General features: G+C 33.4%; 17 protein-coding genes and 2 pseudogenes. 5 read left to right on the forward strand and 14 right to left on the reverse strand.

Annotated elements, in window-relative coordinates; all coding sequences use genetic code 11:
- Nucleotides 1–115 precede the first annotated feature (115 nt).
- Nucleotides 116–598 (reverse strand): MarR family winged helix-turn-helix transcriptional regulator, encoded by a 483-nt coding sequence (locus AC1Q8N_RS04095; RefSeq protein WP_088080043.1) that lies wholly within the window; start codon nucleotides 596–598, stop codon nucleotides 116–118.
- A 116-nt stretch (nucleotides 599–714) separates the two neighbouring features.
- On the opposite strand from AC1Q8N_RS04095, the gene AC1Q8N_RS04100 reads away from it, so the two are divergent.
- The gene (locus tag AC1Q8N_RS04100; protein WP_141519972.1) at nucleotides 715–2,391 is read left to right on the forward strand and encodes an alpha-keto acid decarboxylase family protein; all 1,677 of its coding nucleotides are present in this window, start codon (nucleotides 715–717) and stop codon (nucleotides 2,389–2,391) included.
- Nucleotides 2,392–2,440: 49 nt separating this feature from the next.
- Here the strand turns inward: AC1Q8N_RS04100 and AC1Q8N_RS04105 are convergent, their stop codons facing one another.
- Entirely contained in the window at nucleotides 2,441–2,848 is a 408-nt protein-coding gene (locus AC1Q8N_RS04105) for a VOC family protein (protein ID WP_048546870.1), read from the reverse strand.
- A gap of 120 nt (nucleotides 2,849–2,968) precedes the next feature.
- Nucleotides 2,969–3,679 carry a class I SAM-dependent methyltransferase gene (locus tag AC1Q8N_RS04110; RefSeq protein ID WP_098642361.1) on the reverse strand — a complete coding sequence of 237 codons (711 nt, stop codon included), beginning with the start codon at nucleotides 3,677–3,679 and terminating at the stop codon, nucleotides 2,969–2,971.
- 151 nt (nucleotides 3,680–3,830) lie between these two features.
- Here AC1Q8N_RS04110 and AC1Q8N_RS04115 point away from each other — a divergent pair.
- Together AC1Q8N_RS04115 and AC1Q8N_RS04120 are read left to right on the forward strand one after the other, a co-directional pair.
- A pseudogene (locus AC1Q8N_RS04115) lies at nucleotides 3,831–4,052 on the forward strand (hypothetical protein).
- A 239-nt stretch (nucleotides 4,053–4,291) separates the two neighbouring features.
- A complete protein-coding gene (locus AC1Q8N_RS04120) occupies nucleotides 4,292–4,429 on the forward strand; it encodes a DUF3956 domain-containing protein (RefSeq protein ID WP_000376554.1) in 138 nt (45 codons plus the stop codon).
- 305 nt (nucleotides 4,430–4,734) lie between these two features.
- On the opposite strand, the pseudogene AC1Q8N_RS04125 reads toward AC1Q8N_RS04120, so the two are convergent.
- The 5 genes and pseudogenes from AC1Q8N_RS04125 to AC1Q8N_RS04145 all read right to left on the reverse strand — a co-directional run bounded on the left by AC1Q8N_RS04125 (nucleotide 4,735) and on the right by AC1Q8N_RS04145 (nucleotide 8,709).
- A pseudogene (locus tag AC1Q8N_RS04125) lies at nucleotides 4,735–4,917 on the reverse strand (hypothetical protein).
- Nucleotides 4,918–5,589: 672 nt separating this feature from the next.
- Nucleotides 5,590–5,796, reverse strand: coding sequence for a DUF1064 domain-containing protein (locus tag AC1Q8N_RS04130; RefSeq protein WP_431098553.1), 207 nt, complete (start codon nucleotides 5,794–5,796; stop codon nucleotides 5,590–5,592).
- A gap of 579 nt (nucleotides 5,797–6,375) precedes the next feature.
- Nucleotides 6,376–6,594 (reverse strand): hypothetical protein, encoded by a 219-nt coding sequence (locus AC1Q8N_RS04135; RefSeq protein WP_431098535.1) that lies wholly within the window; start codon nucleotides 6,592–6,594, stop codon nucleotides 6,376–6,378.
- Nucleotides 6,595–7,025: 431 nt separating this feature from the next.
- Complete coding sequence (locus AC1Q8N_RS04140; protein WP_098642360.1) at nucleotides 7,026–8,366, reverse strand: DEAD/DEAH box helicase; 1,341 nt, start codon at nucleotides 8,364–8,366, stop codon at nucleotides 7,026–7,028.
- Nucleotides 8,367–8,439: 73 nt separating this feature from the next.
- Nucleotides 8,440–8,709, reverse strand: a complete 270-nt coding sequence (locus AC1Q8N_RS04145; RefSeq protein WP_493521085.1) for a hypothetical protein — start codon at nucleotides 8,707–8,709, stop codon at nucleotides 8,440–8,442.
- 62 nt (nucleotides 8,710–8,771) lie between these two features.
- Here AC1Q8N_RS04145 and AC1Q8N_RS04150 point away from each other — a divergent pair, with 62 nt between their 5' ends.
- Nucleotides 8,772–9,530, forward strand: coding sequence for a hypothetical protein (locus AC1Q8N_RS04150; RefSeq protein ID WP_142330273.1), 759 nt, complete (start codon nucleotides 8,772–8,774; stop codon nucleotides 9,528–9,530).
- Nucleotides 9,531–9,575: 45 nt separating this feature from the next.
- On the opposite strand, the gene AC1Q8N_RS04155 is transcribed toward AC1Q8N_RS04150, so the two are convergent.
- Nucleotides 9,576–10,262: an MBL fold metallo-hydrolase gene (locus AC1Q8N_RS04155; protein WP_493521086.1), complete on the reverse strand. Its 687-nt coding sequence runs from the start codon at nucleotides 10,260–10,262 to the stop codon at nucleotides 9,576–9,578.
- Between the two features lie 240 nt (nucleotides 10,263–10,502).
- Between AC1Q8N_RS04155 and AC1Q8N_RS04160 the strand changes: the two genes are divergently transcribed.
- Nucleotides 10,503–10,832: a YkvA family protein gene (locus AC1Q8N_RS04160; RefSeq protein WP_048546852.1), complete on the forward strand. Its 330-nt coding sequence runs from the start codon at nucleotides 10,503–10,505 to the stop codon at nucleotides 10,830–10,832.
- A 273-nt stretch (nucleotides 10,833–11,105) separates the two neighbouring features.
- Here AC1Q8N_RS04160 and AC1Q8N_RS04165 read toward each other — a convergent pair whose 3' ends face one another.
- From AC1Q8N_RS04165 to plsY, 5 genes are all read right to left on the reverse strand, one after another.
- On the reverse strand, nucleotides 11,106–12,335 hold the full coding sequence (locus AC1Q8N_RS04165; RefSeq protein WP_098642357.1) for an MFS transporter: 1,230 nt from the start codon (nucleotides 12,333–12,335) through the stop codon (nucleotides 11,106–11,108).
- Between the two features lie 200 nt (nucleotides 12,336–12,535).
- The gene (locus AC1Q8N_RS04170; protein WP_493521087.1) at nucleotides 12,536–13,006 is read right to left on the reverse strand and encodes a MarR family transcriptional regulator; all 471 of its coding nucleotides are present in this window, start codon (nucleotides 13,004–13,006) and stop codon (nucleotides 12,536–12,538) included.
- A gap of 241 nt (nucleotides 13,007–13,247) precedes the next feature.
- A complete protein-coding gene (gene tdcB, locus AC1Q8N_RS04175; RefSeq protein WP_000628895.1) occupies nucleotides 13,248–14,249 on the reverse strand; it encodes a bifunctional threonine ammonia-lyase/L-serine ammonia-lyase TdcB in 1,002 nt (333 codons plus the stop codon).
- A gap of 107 nt (nucleotides 14,250–14,356) precedes the next feature.
- Nucleotides 14,357–15,940: an aminotransferase class V-fold PLP-dependent enzyme gene (locus tag AC1Q8N_RS04180; protein ID WP_493521088.1), complete on the reverse strand. Its 1,584-nt coding sequence runs from the start codon at nucleotides 15,938–15,940 to the stop codon at nucleotides 14,357–14,359.
- Between the two features lie 69 nt (nucleotides 15,941–16,009).
- Nucleotides 16,010–16,558, reverse strand: a complete 549-nt coding sequence (gene plsY, locus AC1Q8N_RS04185; protein WP_098077019.1) for a glycerol-3-phosphate 1-O-acyltransferase PlsY — start codon at nucleotides 16,556–16,558, stop codon at nucleotides 16,010–16,012.
- Between the last annotated feature and the right edge of the window lie 114 nt (nucleotides 16,559–16,672).

Here is a 16,672-nt window from a genome sequence, read left to right on the forward strand (position 1 = left end):
TAAAGTATCTAGTAATGTATCTTTTTATCCATTCACTCTATGACCAATCCAAAGTTGCCAAATGTATGGATAAAATTTGTTCTTTTTCAAACTATAAAAACAGATATATTTCTTATTATTTTTGATCGATTACAACTTCTCGTTTTGATATCCAAGCATCAAAACCTGATCGACTATTTGCCATTTCATTCATAACTTGATGCCAATTTTCTTCACACGATTCACCAAATTTTGAAAAAATAGCACTCATCTGTTGTCTTTGAACATCGCTCAATTTTTTCTCTAAATCTACACCTATTTCTGTTAAAGATAACTGTTTCACACGGCGATCATGTGTAGCTTCATTACTCTCAATTAAACCCTTTTCCACAAGTTGTCGTAGTGGTCCGTGAAGAGCTTGTTTACTTATTTCTAGCAGTGATAATAACTCATTTACACTTATCCCTGGAAATCGTGCGATAAAAAATAAAATTCGGTGATGTACTCGTTGTATGCCATACTCTTTTATAATTTCATCTGGCTTTTCAGTAAATGTTTTATATGCAAAGTAAAATAATGCTAATGCTTCATTCATCTGTTCTTCTTTATGTTGTGTCATCTACTTTCCCCCTGTATGTAAATTATACCACAATCTAGTATTGAATATTTTAACGAACACATTAGAACTTCTTTAGTTTATTGAAATATTCAATGCACAATTAGGAGAGGATTCATTTGAAATCGCAATATACTGTAAGTACATATTTATTAGATCGACTAAGCGAATTAGGAATTGAGCATATATTTGGTGTTCCTGGTGATTATAATTTAGCTTTTTTAGATGATGTACTCGCACATGAAAAGCTAAAGTGGATTGGCAGTTGTAATGAATTAAATGCGGCATATGCTGCAGATGGATACGCTCGTATAAAAGGAATTGCCGCTCTTATTACCACCTTTGGCGTTGGAGAATTAAGCGCCCTTAACGGTGTTGCTGGCTCATATGCCGAAAACGTACCAGTTATAAAAATAACAGGTACGCCAACAACTAAAGTAATGGAAAATGGAGCACTCGTTCATCATACGTTAGGTGATGGAAAGTTCGATCATTTCTCCAATATGTATAGAGAAATCACGGTAGCACAATCAAAATTAACACCTGAGCATGCCGCTGAAGAAATTGACCGTGTGTTACGTGCATGTTGGAGTGAGAAACGCCCTGTTCATATTCAATTACCGATTGATGTGTATAATAAACCAATTAATAAACCTACAGAACCAATTTTACATAAACCAGTTTTAAGTAATAAAGATGCGTTGGATAAAATGCTTCTACATGCGACTTCAAAAATAAACAGTGCCAAAAAACCAGTTATTTTAGCTGATTTTGAAGTGGCTCGTTTTCATGCGGAAGAATATTTGCATCAATTCGTAGAGAAAACTGGGTTTCCTATCGCAACATTAAGTATGGGAAAAGGAATATTCCCTGAACAACACCCTCAATTTATAGGAATTTATACTGGGGATGTTAGTTCTCCATACTTACGAAAAAGAATTGATGAATCTGACTGTATTATTAGTATTGGCGTGAAATTAACTGATATTATTACTGGTGGCTTTACACAAGGCTTTATGAAAGAGCAAGTTATAGAAATCCATCCCTATACTGTGAAAATTATAGATAAAAAATATGGACCCGTTGTAATGAAAGATGTTTTACAACAGTTAAGTGATTTAATCGAACATCGCAACGAGGAAACACTTGAAATTAAGCCCTTTATTTCAGAATTACTATCTATGACAGAAGAGTTCAATCCAACAGCTCAAATGGTTACACAAAAACGTTTTTGGCAACAAATATACCATTTCTTACAAGAAAACGATGTTTTAATTGCTGAGCAAGGAACCCCTTTCTTCGGTAGTGCTGCTATCCCTTTACCAAATAACACTACATATGTAGCACAACCATTATGGGGATCAATTGGTTATACATTACCTGCTCTACTCGGTACACAGCTCGCTGATTTATCGCGACGTAATATTTTAATTATTGGTGATGGTTCTTTCCAATTAACTGTTCAAGAGTTATCGACTATACTTCGTCAAAATTTAAAACCGATTATATTTTTAATTAATAACAATGGATACACTGTTGAACGTGCAATTCACGGCCAAAATCAACCGTATAATGACATACAAATGTGGGATTACACGAAACTAGCAAACGTATTCAGTTCAGAAGAAAAAAGCTTAACATGTAAAGTGGAAAATGAAACAGAGTTAGCAGAAGTCTTAACTAAAATAAATTTTAATATAAATCGACTTATCTTTGTTGAAGTTGTAATGAGCCAAGGGGATCAGCCTGAATTGTTAGCTAAACTTGCGAAAAGATTCGGTAAGCAAAATTCTTAATAAGAAAAAGCGTAGCCCATTTATAGCTACGCTTTTTCTTATTAAATTTTTATTCCGCAAGCGTTAACTGCCAAGACACACCATACTTATCATTTAACCAGCCAAACTTTTTGCTAAATGGATAAGAACCTAAAGGCATTAGTACAGATCCATCCTGTGCTAGTTTATGAAAGACCTTTTCAATTTCTTCTTCTGTCTCACAAGTTACATAAAGAGACATAGATGGTGTAAATGTAAAACCATGATTTACATAACTATCAATGCACATGAATTCTTGGCCATTTAACGTAAAAGTTGCATGAATGACAGAACCCTCTTTACCAGGTCCGTTTTCATCGTAGCGAGAGATACTTACAATTTCTGATTGGTCGAATAGCGACGTGTAAAAATTCATCGCCTCCTCAGCTTTACCTTCAAACATTAAAAACGTAGTAATTTTTTGATTTGTGTTACTCATATAGAGACAACCCCTTGTTATGTATTTATGCAAAACATACACCGGCAAGTAAAAACCGAACGTATATTCTTATAAATATATTGTCTATAAAAACGATGAGTTTGTCAATTATCTACTTTCTTATTTCTTCTTAAATAATGCTGTCCAAAGAAATGATTCTCCAAACATAGTATTTGGTTGGTCAATTTGCTTCATCTTTCTAATTTCGATCACTTCAAACTCGTCAAATATAGCTCTTAATTTTTCTTCTGAATATGCAAGGCCACCTTGTAGACTCCATCCTCTATATACATCCCAATCTGTTATTTCTGATCCATTTCGCTCATCTAAATCACCTGCCGAAAAACATGTTAATCCAAAATAACCACCCGATTTCAAGGAGTTTTTAATTAAATTCACATAATTTATTCTTCTATGCGGTGGAATATGATGTAAACAGCCCGAATCGTACACAAAATCAAAATCATTTTGACACTCTAAATTAAAAATCGAATCACAAATAAAATCGATTTCTATTCCTTTTGCTAACGCCCTCTCTTTCGCCCAATTAATGCCCTCTATCGATAAATCCACTGCTGTTACTTCAAATCCTTCATTCGCTAAATAAATTGCATTTCTTCCTGGACCGCATCCAAGTTCCAGCACTTTCCCTCTGGAAATCCATCCTGTTTCTATATATGAAACTAGATTTTCATCTGGAACATTTGCAAAAAACGGAACATCTTTTTCTCTATTCGCATAAAATTCATTCCAAAATGGTTCTGCCGGTCTTAATAATGAATCAAGCATTTTAATAATGTCTTCTTGCTTGTGCAACGTTTCATTTTTCATATGTACTCCTCCAAATTTTAATAGTCAGAAAATTATTATATATCTTTTAGAACTTTCATACAAAGAAAGACTCCTACTTTTCTTTATCTGAAACATGCGAGATATCATCAAGTAAAACTATAGAACATCATAAGATTAGGAGTTGATACATATGTGGGAAAGATTTAAAAACTATAAATATTCATCAAAAGAATTAAAGTTCATGCTTTGATTATTTGGTAGTACTTGTTTTGTACTCTCGGTCGCTTTCTTTGGCGGACTATTTTCTTCTGAATTACTTTGGTTTAAAGGTCTTTGCGCTATTGCAGCACTATTAGTTTTTATGGATGTTAAGCGGAAAACCAATAAGTATAAGGTAGTATTGGCTACTTAAATCAACTTAGATTTATTATACAAAATAAAAATATCTATTTTTGAAAGGTTTCACATTTTATTTAAAATTAAATGCAATAAAATAAAAATCTCATACACCGCTGTTTTTTCGTTCATTGTGTTCGTTTGTTTTGTTTAAATAGGTTAATCTATTAATTCTATTAAATCCATCAGTTCAACTATTACATATTAACGTTTCCTTCATATACTATAGTAGATTGTTAGAAAGGAGGCGTAACCATGGATAGTTGCGTTGTGTTTGTAAACGGACAACCTTTTTTAGTTCTTTCAGTAGCTGGTATCGAAATTGCTAGATTAGAGATTTCTCTTCAAGTAGCATTAGCTTTAAGAGTGCTTGGAATACCAATCTGCGATTAATTACCGTACCAATAAAAAAGAGGGCATTAGCTCTCTTTTTTATTTTCTCGCTATCTTTCCTTAATAACAAAAAACGCTAACCAAGTTCATGGCAGCGCCTACGATAATTACTATTTATTTAATCCCTTCTCCATATTATCTACTACAGTTTTAATTTGTTGTCTTTGTTTCTGTTTTTCTCGCTTTTAAAGTAGCGTAGATAACTGCTATCCCCATACAAACACATGTTATTTTAATTACGTTGTCTAATACTAGTGATGATCACGTTTAGAAATCAAACACATAATCAACCTCCTGTTAAATGGTTATTCATCCTTTCTTCTGCACAATTCCATCAGTTGCTCCATTTCCTTCCTTACCGATTCATCTAAACTTCTTCTATGTAATTCTGCCTTTTTATTTTCTTCAGCTCTAAAACCAAAATAGAATAACCCACAAGTAATGAATGATCCTACAACAAATCCTACAAAACACCCTAGTCAAAACATAATGTACCTGCCCCCTCTGAATTGATTTCGTGATTCCTCTATAACAAACACCTTAAAAAACTTAATTATTTACTATATTAATACATTATGCAATCAATTAGACAAGCAACATTACCAGACTCAATAAGCAACACAAAAGCCACGACACTTACGCAACGTGGCTGAATATATAAATTCAATTGGTCTTTTCTTCTTTTTTATTCTCCGTCCATTCCGACCGAGTAACGTTTTGATAAAGGGGCTATGGTCATCAATTTTGAGCGCATAGATACGTTATCCCCACACTATTCTTTTTTCAAAGAACTGTATAGGTATAGTGTATGATCCTGTTTTAAAAAACCTCAAAAATCGTCCCCAAAAGTGTAAATCATGTCAGAAACAATAATGATTTTGTTATATATTTGTTTCTGAATGAGTGCGATTTTTAGCTTTATAAAGGAATTTCGAAAGCCACAGAAAAACCAATTCTTGATTTTAATTGATTCTTTAATTTTGCTAGGAGCTTTATTCCTAGTAGGTGGTATCTTCTTCTAAATCACATAACGAGAACTCCATTTAGGAGCAAAGCAGCCTAGCGCAAGCTAATTACTTTTTATTTAAATAACTATTTTGTTCACTTTTTGATACATTTATGAAACATTCATTTGTTATCTTCGGTACGTTCTTTTCTTTTTATAATGTCGTGCGAGATATACCATGACTTGAAGCCCTAGCCTCCCCTAATCCTAGGGCTTCTTCATTTGCCTGTATTTCACCTGCACCTTGCTTTTCTTTTAACAGCTCATAATATTTAGACTCAGCTTCTGAATTAAAGATACAACCATCTAGCTCAACCTTTTTATTGTTATATTTGCTCTTTGTTTTTCTCTTTTGTTTTATTAATTAGCTGATTAATTTCACAGACATCATTTATCAAACGTTCCATGTTTCTTCACCCCTTGAATATTTTTCAAATAAAAATACATACTATTTTCAAGCCGCCGTGTCCACGGCTAATACTTCTTTCTTTTGTTACAGCAGAAGCAGGTAGGTTCTTCACTTATCTGCTTTCTCTGTATTTTTTTAAGAAATCGAAAATAATACCAACAAGCTGTTTGAACTAGCAGCTTCACTCTTCTCGTAATGGGGGATGCAAATTATCACAATTAGCTAACTCATTGAACTCACTGGCAGACAGCCAAAATCGTTGTCTGCTTTTTGTATGAGATTTTTCGTTTTACATATACTACTTTTGAACCTGCAGACCAATACGAACCATTTTGGTGCTTGGGATTTCCCTTCCTGGGGATAAGTATTTTTTACTTATCCCTTTTTGTATAGACACGTACATTTAAGGTAAAGCTAATTACAAGCAGATTTTCTGTTTATGCGTAGTTCTAAACAAGAATACTTTTTCTCCTATTAAAGGACAGCAGGTACGACTGCTAGTCCTTTTTTCTTATATCGCATACTATCGTACTACATTACCTTCATCGTCGTAGTAAGCAATTTCCCAATAAGGATGGCAGTTGTGCTTCTCAAGTTCCCCATCGAGCAAAACGAACAAATTAGTTTTCCAGTTTCCAACGATCGTATCCCAATACGAGTTAAATCCTTCATAAACTTCTCTTGTTCCATTTCAATAATTGCGGAATGTGTAATGAAAATACTCTCTCGCTTCAATACCTTTTCTTTCAACTAAAGTGTTCTGCCGAAATAGTAAACATAATAAGTTCCGTTCTCTTTTTGCTGCAGCATAACATTCCAGTACCGTTTGAATATGTTACGAATTTCTTTCACCAAATCTTCCAATTCTTTGTTAGTAAAAGATGTTTTCGTATTGTTATACGAATTGATTTTTCATAATCCGTATCATCATCAGGGTCGTTAGTACAAATTGCTTTCCCTCGATTTTTTTCGGTTAAATATTCTTCATACGTAAGTTGCACTTGTTCTCGAATTGCGACATGGTAGTAATACCCTTGCTCTACTGGTTTTGGACTCTAAAATTCCCTTAATAAATTTTAAATACGGTGAATGAAATTTTTGTTTTTTCTTGGCATCATCCTGGTTCTATACAAACAAAAAAGAGCCACAATATTTTGCGACTCTTTTACAATTATAACTATTTAACGGCCACGTCTTTGCTGACCTTGCTTTGTACTACCTTTTTTATTACTTGGCTTATTAAATGATCTGTTGTTTTCATTTCTTGAACTATTTCTTGAATCACTTCTTGAACCACTTCTTGAACCTTCACGGCTATCTCTTTGACGATTTTGACCTGATTTCTTCGGAGCCGGCTTTGGTACCGGTTTTCCATTTTCATCTACACGTTTTATCTTCGGTTGTTCGATTATTTCTCTTTGTATTGGTGCACCAAGCGTTTTTTCAATTTCTTCTAAATGTTTTTCATCTTTCGCTGCAACGAACGTAATTGCAATACCTGATCCACCTGCACGTCCTGTTCGGCCAATGCGGTGAATATAACTTTCTACATCTTCAGGAATGTCAAAGTTAAATACATGCGTTACACCATCTACATCAAGTCCACGAGCTGCTACATCAGTCGCAATTAAGTACTGAATTTTAGCTTCGCGGAAACTCTTCATGACTCTTTCACGTTTCGCTTGAGGTATATCACCATGAAGTTCAGCACAATTATAACCTAGTCCTTTTAAATTATCATACAGCTTACTTGCTCTAACCTTTGTACGACAGAAAATAACTGCTAAAAATGGCTGATCACGATCCATAACAAAACGAAGTGCATCTGGCTTTGCACGATCTGTCGTCTCAATGACACGCTGCTCAATTGTATTTACCGTTACTTCTTCACTTTGCACTTGAATCATTTGCGGCTCATCCATATAACGTTTCGCCAATTTTTTAATATCTTTTGGCATCGTTGCTGAGAATAACATCGTTTGTTTACTATCAGGTGTCTCATCTAAAATATCTTCAATATCGTATAAGAAACCGAAATAAAGCATTTGATCCGCTTCATCTAGTACAATTGTTGAAAGATTACTTAAATCAATTGTTTCACGACGTATATGATCTAATAATCGTCCTGGTGTCGCAACAACAATATGTGTATTGCCTTTTAATTTTCTCAATTGTTGTGCTACATCTTGCCCGCCATAAATCGCTAGTACATTAATATCTTCTCTTTGAACAAGCATTTTTTTAATTTCAGTTGTAATTTGCAGTGCTAGTTCCCTTGTTGGTGCCACAATTAAAGCCTGAACATCACTAGACTCTGGATCGATTTTTTCTAAAATCGGTAACACGAATGCTAACGTTTTACCCGTTCCTGTTTTCGCCTGCCCAATAATATCTTTACCTGACATAATAACAGGAATTGCCTTCTCTTGAATTGGTGTTGCTTCTGTAATTCCATTTTCACGTAATGTATGATTAAAAGTTTCACTAATTCCTAATTCTAAAAAGTTTTTCAAATAGACCACTTCTTTTCCTTATTTTTCACATTAGCTTTCATTGTACCATTTGTTTCGCCAAATATGAAAAATAAAAAAATTCTTATCTTCTTTTTTTATATTCATCGTGTACTAGATGGACAAATTCTTTTTGTTTTTTCTCTGATTTTATTAATGCTTCCATGTTAGTAGTAGACAAAATGAACTTTTTAATTTTTCTATTACTCCAAATTAATCTTGTATACTTTGTATCTTCATGTAGCTTTCGAAACCAATTGAATTCACTTAATTTGGCAATATGACGTTTTAGTTTCATATCATTTCGAGGGTAAAATGTAATTATAGCCATTATTACATCAAGCAATAAACTCATCTTCTCCCCTCCTATACATATATATTTCAAATTTACGGAAATATAGTTAAAGGGTGATGAAATTGACCACTACATACATAAAAATTTTTTGCGTATTTTTCTTACTATATTTTCAATCCAACTCAATTATTATGGCGAAATCTCAAACAAATGTGATAAGTGACTTCAAACAAGCTTTACTCAAAAATGATAAAAAATTAATGAGGTCATATGTAACAGAAGGGATTGAACTACCTACTTTCCAAACAGATAAACATATTCATAAAATTAAAATAGTACCGTCTCCAAAAGAGGATACTACAATTCTTATTTCTTATTTCAAAGACACTAATGATGGATTTACTCTCGGTTACATTTTAGAAATTGTAACAAAAAACAATAAAATATCTCAAATTAATCAAATTTATGATGGAACTAATCCTCTTATGAAAGAAGCTACTATTGTAAAAGAATATGAAATGAAGTGTAAGGAACATATACTTACTCCTACAAAATTCCCGTTCGAAATTCACGAATTTCAAGGGTACATCTATAACGATTACTTAAACCTCCAATACTACAATGAAGATATTAATGGAATTTTTAAAATCACTGTTTCACCAATTCAAAATAAATTAGGCTTCTATGTACTGAGGGGAGCTAAGTTCTACAGCTTAAAAAATAATATAAAAGCATTATATAATCCTCATTTTGATTCAGCATATGAGCTTATCTTTCAGCAGAATGGTTTTCAATATACAATTGCAATTGGTAACAAACGCTTTATAAAAGGAAAATATAACGTAAAGGATTTAATTCAAATTGCAGAATCTATGAATTAAAAAAACCGATCTTATCGTTATGGGAAAGATCGGTTTTTTATTATTTTATACAGTAAGCTTTCCTCCATGATAACAATAATACGCTGCTGCTTTAAGGTTTTTTATTCTCTTTAAAGATTCTTCCGCTTTTTCTATATTTAAACAAAAATTCGGATTAGCTATTACTAATTCACAATTATCTTGAACTGCCGCATCCCCTGTGATTACACACTCTAAGTCCGGAAAATATAATGAAATATGCCCCGAAGTATGTCCTGGCGTCGCTACTATTTGACATTCATCATTTAAAATCATTTGACCATCACTTACTTTTTCATCGACGCAAATATGTCTTATATTTTTTAATTGCTGTATAAACCATTCACCAAATTCTTTCTCTTCAATTGGCATATGTTCTAACATTTCTTCAGCTTGAACTAGTCTCTCCGATTTTATTTCACCATTAATGTAGTTAGATTCTATTTCACTAGCAATAATATTAATGTGAGGATATTTCACTTTGAAATCATATAAAGATCCTATATGATCGTCATCATAATGAGTAATAATTATATTTTTTAAGTTTTTCATCTCATACCCATGTTTTACAATTGCATCTTCAATTAAAGGTAAAAAGTTTATATAACCTGTATCTACTAAAGTTAATTCCTTGTTTAATATAAGTAAGCTCGGATATATACATTGTTTTGCCCCATTAAATTCAAATTCAATTGGTAGTTCTATTATCTTCACTTTTTTCCCCCATACCCTTTATTAGATGTTTGCTAATAAATCATCCACATACATTTTACTGTACATACTTATGTAACGAAACACTATGAGTCGTTACATAACAAACATTCTATTATTTTGAACAGGTAATTCCTTATTTTTATGGAAATATACAATAAGATAAATAATAAAATTGATTACTTCTTCACTTTTTTGTCTATCCTTTTAAAAAATCTATGTTTTTGTAAAAGGAGTGTTACTATGGAGAAACAGACACTTTGGAAAAAATTCAAAAAAAGCTCCGCAAACCTCGGGAAATCTAGCGTATATGAAAGTATTATTTTATACTACACAATGAGAAAAAAAGGGTTACCTACTAAAGCGAAATTCATAATATTAGCCGCTTTAACCTATTACGTATTAACAATCGACTTCATTCCAGATATAGCTGCTATTATTGGGATTGGCTTATTAGATGATGTTTTAGCAATTGCTATAGCGCATAAATTTGTAATGCGCCATGCGGACGCTGAAATTCGAGAGAAGAGCAAAGTAAAAATGGAGTCATTATTTACTTCAGCACAAGTATAATGAAACTATCTAGTCATTTACCTAGCTTTTTACTTTCAAAAAAGCTAACTTTAATTATTGATAATTCTATTTAAGCTTCATCATGAGAGCATTACAGAATAAATTCTTAATTTCTCTTAGCTCTCAAGCCGTAAACAAATAGGGGCCAGTACTTGTTTCTAAGTTCTGACACCCTATTATTTGTTCTTATATTTATCTGTTATTCAATTCATTCAGGAAAGATTCCCGTAGAGACATCCTTATATAAAGAAAGACCATATTAGTGCAGATAGTTTATACAGTTACATGCGTCCCCCTATACAAAACTGCTATTGCCACTACTATAAGCATCATCCCCATAAAAGCAGGTGCAGCATGACCAAGTGATACATAGATTTGTCCTCCAATAATTGGCCCAATCATTCTTGCCAAAGCTTGAATAGATTGGCTACCGCCTTGAACCCTTCCTTGTTCACTAGAATCGACAGACTTTGAAAGCATCCCATTAAATGAAGGTCCGAAAATCGAGTCACCAAAACCAAACAGTAACATCCCAACGATTAGAAGCGGATATAGGGAAAATAAAGCAGATGCGGCAATAAAACTGTAGCCAATAATCTCCGAAACCATCCCAAGTATTGCTATTTGTTTATCAGTAAGCTTGATCAAAAGTTTTGGCATTATAAAAGCTTGTGAAATGATATCTTGAAAGCCCATAATTGAAAACATAAGTCCGATTAGTGCAGGCTTCCAGCTAAAAGTATCCATCGTAAATTGTGTGAAAATTGCTTGTAAAGATCCGTTAGGTATCCATAGTAAAAACGCTGAGATGAGTAACCATTTTAAGTTTTTCATGGAAAGTATGTTTGCAAGCTGTACAAAAGGATTTAACCTTATAACATTAATCTCTTTTAACCTATTATTTTTGTCTAGGCTCTCAGGCATATATTTCATCCCATATAAGACATTTAATAAAGTTATGAACGCTCCGAAATATAAAGGTACAGAATGACCAAAATTTGCAAGTAATCCCCCAAGAGTTGGTCCGATAATGGTTCCTGCACCTACCACTGCACTCACCCACCCAAAATACTTCGTTCTCTGCTTTGGAGGAATGATATCTGCAAAATATGCAAAAATTGTACTTATACTCCCGCCTGTTATACCTTCAATTATGCGTCCAGCAAATAGTACCCATAAAGCACCTCCTATACCAAAAACTAAGTATCCGATTGCAGAACCGAAAAGGCATATTAAAAGTAATGGACGACGGCCATATTTATCGCTCAAAGCTCCGAGTGCAGGAGCAGCGAAAAACACGCAGACCGCATAAACAGAGGTCAGTAGCGTAACAACTAGAGCCTGTTCTTCCGGACTACTTATATAAGGCTCCACTAAGAATGGCACTACAGGCATAATGATACTGAAACCTATACCACAAAGAAATACAGAAATAAGACCGAATATTAAAGCATGTTTATCTATGTTTTTTTCAGTTTCATTTTTTGATTTAAAAATAGACATTTAATTTCTCCCCTCAGAACATTTTGTTGCTTTGTCAACAAAAATAATAACTCTGTTTTGTTGATTAGTCAACAAAAATAACATAATAAAAAGGTAGCCTTACTGTGAACAGGCTACCTTTTTATTATTTAAATGTATCTCGCATGAACGGGCAAACAAGTTAGTTTTTCGAGATTAACTGCCCGAATGCTTCAACTTTATTACGACTTTATATGTATCCCTTGTTTCTTTATTTCTGCATCCAAATGCCTACTATACTTTTCCACGAAGTTAATAATACTGTCGAATTCTGCCTCGGTTACTTGCTCAAATACAGCTTTATCCCGCTGTTGAAACTCATTGTGCAACTCCTCGTGAATTTTATATATTTCTTTCCCTTGTTCAGTAAGCCTAAAATAGATTTCTTTTTTATTCTCTGATTTCTGGTAACTTTCGATAAGATCTTTGTTTATGAGCTTCTTAGTCATTCTACTTATTGCACCGCGAGTCACATAAAAAGCCTCTGCAAGTTGTGTCACGTTAGAACCGGAATTGTTTTCAATGTATTCAATACAATGTACTTCAGAAGACTTAAAACCTTTAAGACCTTCTTCCATTTTATCCTTATTAAGCCAAACCATCTTATTATATAATTCCCTGAAACCGTTCATGACCTGTTCTTCCTTATTCATGGCCTATCCCCCTAACAGCTCATTCATACGTTAAAACCATTATAATAAATTTCTGTTTCCGTTTCGACAATATTGATATAATTATTTGAGTTATCAATGAAAATAGACGCTTAAATAAAATAATTCACTATACGGAAAATAAGGCATGTGTATTAAAACCTGTACTACACATTAGACAAAAAGTAAGAGCTAAGACTAGTTTTCTTAGCTCTTCTTCCATAAAATTTATGTTTTTTAAATACTATTTCACTTCATTGGCTACAAAAAATTGCTCACAAACACTGGAAATGCGCTGCAAGTCTACGTTTCCACCAGATATAACCGCGACTACCTTTTTCCCTTTAATATATGGATCCACTTTCCCTGCAAGTAGAGCAGCAGTAGCTAATGCGCCAGCCCCTTCTACAACAGCTTTTCCACGTTGTAATAAGTCTTTCATCGCTACTTCTAATTCACCTTCTGACACTGTTACGATATCATCTACTAATTCGTTTACAACTTCAAAAGTTAAATCGCCTGGTATTTTAACTGCGCAACCATCTGCTATAGTAGGTGCCTCATAATGTTCTACAATCGTGCCTTTGTCATAAGATGCCTTCATCCCATGAACATTTTCTGCTTGGACACCAATTATATTAATGGATGGATTAAAAGATTTTAATGCAACAGCAATACCAGAAATAATGCCACCTCCACCAATTGGTACAATGACAGTATCAACATCCCACATATCATCAAGAATGTCCAAACCAATTGTACCTTGACCAGCCATTACCTCTACATCATCATATGGATGTAAATATGTTTCACCTGTTTCTCTTATAATCTCCTCACATTTTGCCTTCGCATCATCAAAAGTTTCACCGTATAAAACAACTTCTGATCCATATCCTCTAGTAGCCTCAACTTTCGCTAAAGGCGCAGAAATTGGCATTACAATTTTACTCTTAATACCAAGCAAATGAGCAGATAAAGCAATACCTTGTGCATGATTACCTGCCGAACAGGCAATTACTCCTCGGTCTTTTTCTTGATCTGTCAACTGTGACATTTTATTAAATGCACCACGAAATTTAAAAGAACCCGTTAATTGCATATTTTCTAATTTCAAGTGAATTTCTCCACCTGTTTTACTAGTCAAATAAAAAGACTTTACTAATGGAGTTTTACGAGCATTTCTGTCTAGAATGTTTTGAGCTTTTTTAATGTCTGCTATATGTAATGGTAGTTTTTTAGTTATCATACTAATACCCCCTTCTCATGATTTATGATTTACTATTTGTCTCATTCCTAAGTTTTCGTAGGCAATAACTCCTTTATACGCAACCAACCCTGTTAAAAAATCATTCCTCATATATGTACGCTATTATTTACTGTACATATATGCAAACAATTCAACATCCTCTTCATATCACGTTCTTTGTAATGATTCAGGCATGCAATTTGGATCCAGTTATTCTTTTGTAAATACGCTGATTCATAATGGACGATATATCCTTGTAGCGCTAACATATCACCTACCGCTTTAGAAGAAAGACCTTCGCTTAATTGAATGGTAAGTATAACTGATGCAGCATGTTCTTTAGGTGAAACAAGATTTAAACCCATATTAGTAATAGCTTGTTCAATATATGCATACGTCTCGTTTATTTTTTCAAATGCTTTTGCATCTTCAAATCTCTTTAATGCTTCTTGCAGTGCATAAATTAAATTCCATGAATGAGAATATGGAATACTGTCATTTTCTTCGTACATGCCAATGTCCATATAGGCCGGTAATGCCTCATTTACTTTCACATTGTGATTATAAAAAACGAAAGATAATCCAGTAAACGATTTAATTGCCTTTCCACTTACACCGCTTGCAAAATATACATCTTTCAAATCTATCGGTATTGCTCCAATTGAACTAATGCAATCTACACATAGTTTCACTTTATACTTTTCACAAAAAACATTTAGTTCGTCTAAATCATTTAACATTCCGGTTGATGTTTCATGGTGAACAAACCAAAGCCATTCATAATTGCCAGTTTCCATTATTTGTTCTAATTCTGTATAAATAAATGGTTCTCCCATTTCTTTTTTATACGTATCAAAATGTAATTGCGCGCGTGCTGCAAGTCCAACTAATCTATTACCAAATTCCCCATTTGTTAATACTAGTCCTTTCCCTTTTAAAGAACGTAACTGTAAAGCAATGGCATCATTTGCTAACGTCCCTGTTCCTAACATAAGTTGTACATGCTTTGCTTTTGTCATGTGAAGTAACCGTTTTTTCACATTTTCCATTGTCATTTGAAATAACTTAGAACGATGCGAAATAGGCTTAGTAGAAAATGCCTTTCGAACATTTTCTTCAATATCTACTGGACCAGGTAAAAACGAATATTCTTTCGTCATAACCCCTCCAACGCTCGACGCTTCAAACATAGCAGGCGTAACATACATTGGCTGGAAGGCTGCTTCTTCTGTACCAACTAACGTATGGAAAGATTTGAATCCCATTTGCTCATATAAAGGTAGTTCACGTGTTGTAGCAGAAATGAGTGCCAATTCATATCCATTTAGAAGTAAATAACGATGTAAAAAGCGAATTAAACCTAACAACGCTCTTCCATTTCTATATTCACGTTCTACTGAAAGTAAACGAATTTCATATACGTTTTCTCCATGTTCTTGCAAATAATAATCTAGATTTGGAATTTTATTATCTAACGAGAATGGTCGTTTTCCTCGCAATGTAACCATACCTACTAACTTATCGTCATCTAAACAAATTAAATATGTATTTTCTTCATGGAAACGATCTATACGAACACGCTCTTGCGTTTCTTCATGTTGCGGAATTTCTTCTACAAATGTTTTATAATTCAACTTATGTATACTTTCAAATTCCCAAGCTTGATCAGCAACTTTATAAATTAACCCCATGTTGTATCTCCTTTATGTATTTAATAAAAATTATAAGTGGAGATTAACCCCACTTATTAAAAGTTCATTTCATTCTCGATTTACATATAAAATAAGTACAATGATAAGAGCACTTACAATAGTCGTAACAATAGAGTAAGAATACAAAATCATACAAACTGGTAAACAAGCGATTGTAATTAGCCCCGGCTTAGTAAATCCTTTAAAGATTAAATAGAATATAATGAAAACAGCAACAAGGGTAAGCGCTATCAAATAATCAAATGCAATTAATCCTCCAATAAATGTTGAAATGCCTTTTCCGCCCTTGCCTTTAAATATAATTGGGAAAATATGTCCAAGTAAAACAGCCAGTAAAGCTAACATTACAAATGTAGAATCTCCAAAAAGGTATTTTGCAATAGAAACTACGATTGCCCCTTTGATCGCATCACCTAAAAATGTAGCGACGAAATACCCTTTTCCATATACCCGCCCCATATTTCTTGCGCCAGGATTACCGCTTCCTTCCTGCCGAATATCAACATTATGTTTCCATTTCGTCACTATATAAGCGGTCAATATGTTTCCAAATAAATAAGAAGCCACCAAATACAAAAATTGCATACTATTAATCATGTAATCATTCACTTTCTACATGGGAGTACTTATACAATATTCAATGACTATATATATTGTACTTTTCTTACTTTACATCCCTTTATACATTTTAACATCATATTTTTACAAATC

The sequence above is a fragment of the Bacillus sp. GW823-FHT06B01 genome (assembly GCF_058952315.1).

What these genes read in the sequence shown, in the direction of transcription:
- AC1Q8N_RS04095 (WP_088080043.1), bottom strand. Translation starts at nt 598, where the DNA reads ATGACACAACATAAAGAAGAACAGATGAATGAAGCATTAGCATTATTT.
- AC1Q8N_RS04105 (WP_048546870.1), bottom strand. Translation starts at nt 2,848, where the DNA reads ATGAGTAACACAAATCAAAAAATTACTACGTTTTTAATGTTTGAAGGT.
- AC1Q8N_RS04110 (WP_098642361.1), bottom strand. Translation starts at nt 3,679, where the DNA reads ATGAAAAATGAAACGTTGCACAAGCAAGAAGACATTATTAAAATGCTT.
- AC1Q8N_RS04120 (WP_000376554.1), top strand. Translation starts at nt 4,292, where the DNA reads ATGGATAGTTGCGTTGTGTTTGTAAACGGACAACCTTTTTTAGTTCTT.
- AC1Q8N_RS04145 (WP_493521085.1), bottom strand. Translation starts at nt 8,709, where the DNA reads ATGAGTTTATTGCTTGATGTAATAATGGCTATAATTACATTTTACCCT.
- AC1Q8N_RS04160 (WP_048546852.1), top strand. Translation starts at nt 10,503, where the DNA reads ATGGAGAAACAGACACTTTGGAAAAAATTCAAAAAAAGCTCCGCAAAC.
- AC1Q8N_RS04165 (WP_098642357.1), bottom strand. Translation starts at nt 12,335, where the DNA reads ATGTCTATTTTTAAATCAAAAAATGAAACTGAAAAAAACATAGATAAA.
- AC1Q8N_RS04170 (WP_493521087.1), bottom strand. Translation starts at nt 13,006, where the DNA reads ATGAATAAGGAAGAACAGGTCATGAACGGTTTCAGGGAATTATATAAT.
- tdcB (WP_000628895.1), bottom strand. Translation starts at nt 14,249, where the DNA reads ATGATAACTAAAAAACTACCATTACATATAGCAGACATTAAAAAAGCT.
- AC1Q8N_RS04180 (WP_493521088.1), bottom strand. Translation starts at nt 15,940, where the DNA reads ATGGGGTTAATTTATAAAGTTGCTGATCAAGCTTGGGAATTTGAAAGT.
- plsY (WP_098077019.1), bottom strand. Translation starts at nt 16,558, where the DNA reads ATGATTAATAGTATGCAATTTTTGTATTTGGTGGCTTCTTATTTATTT.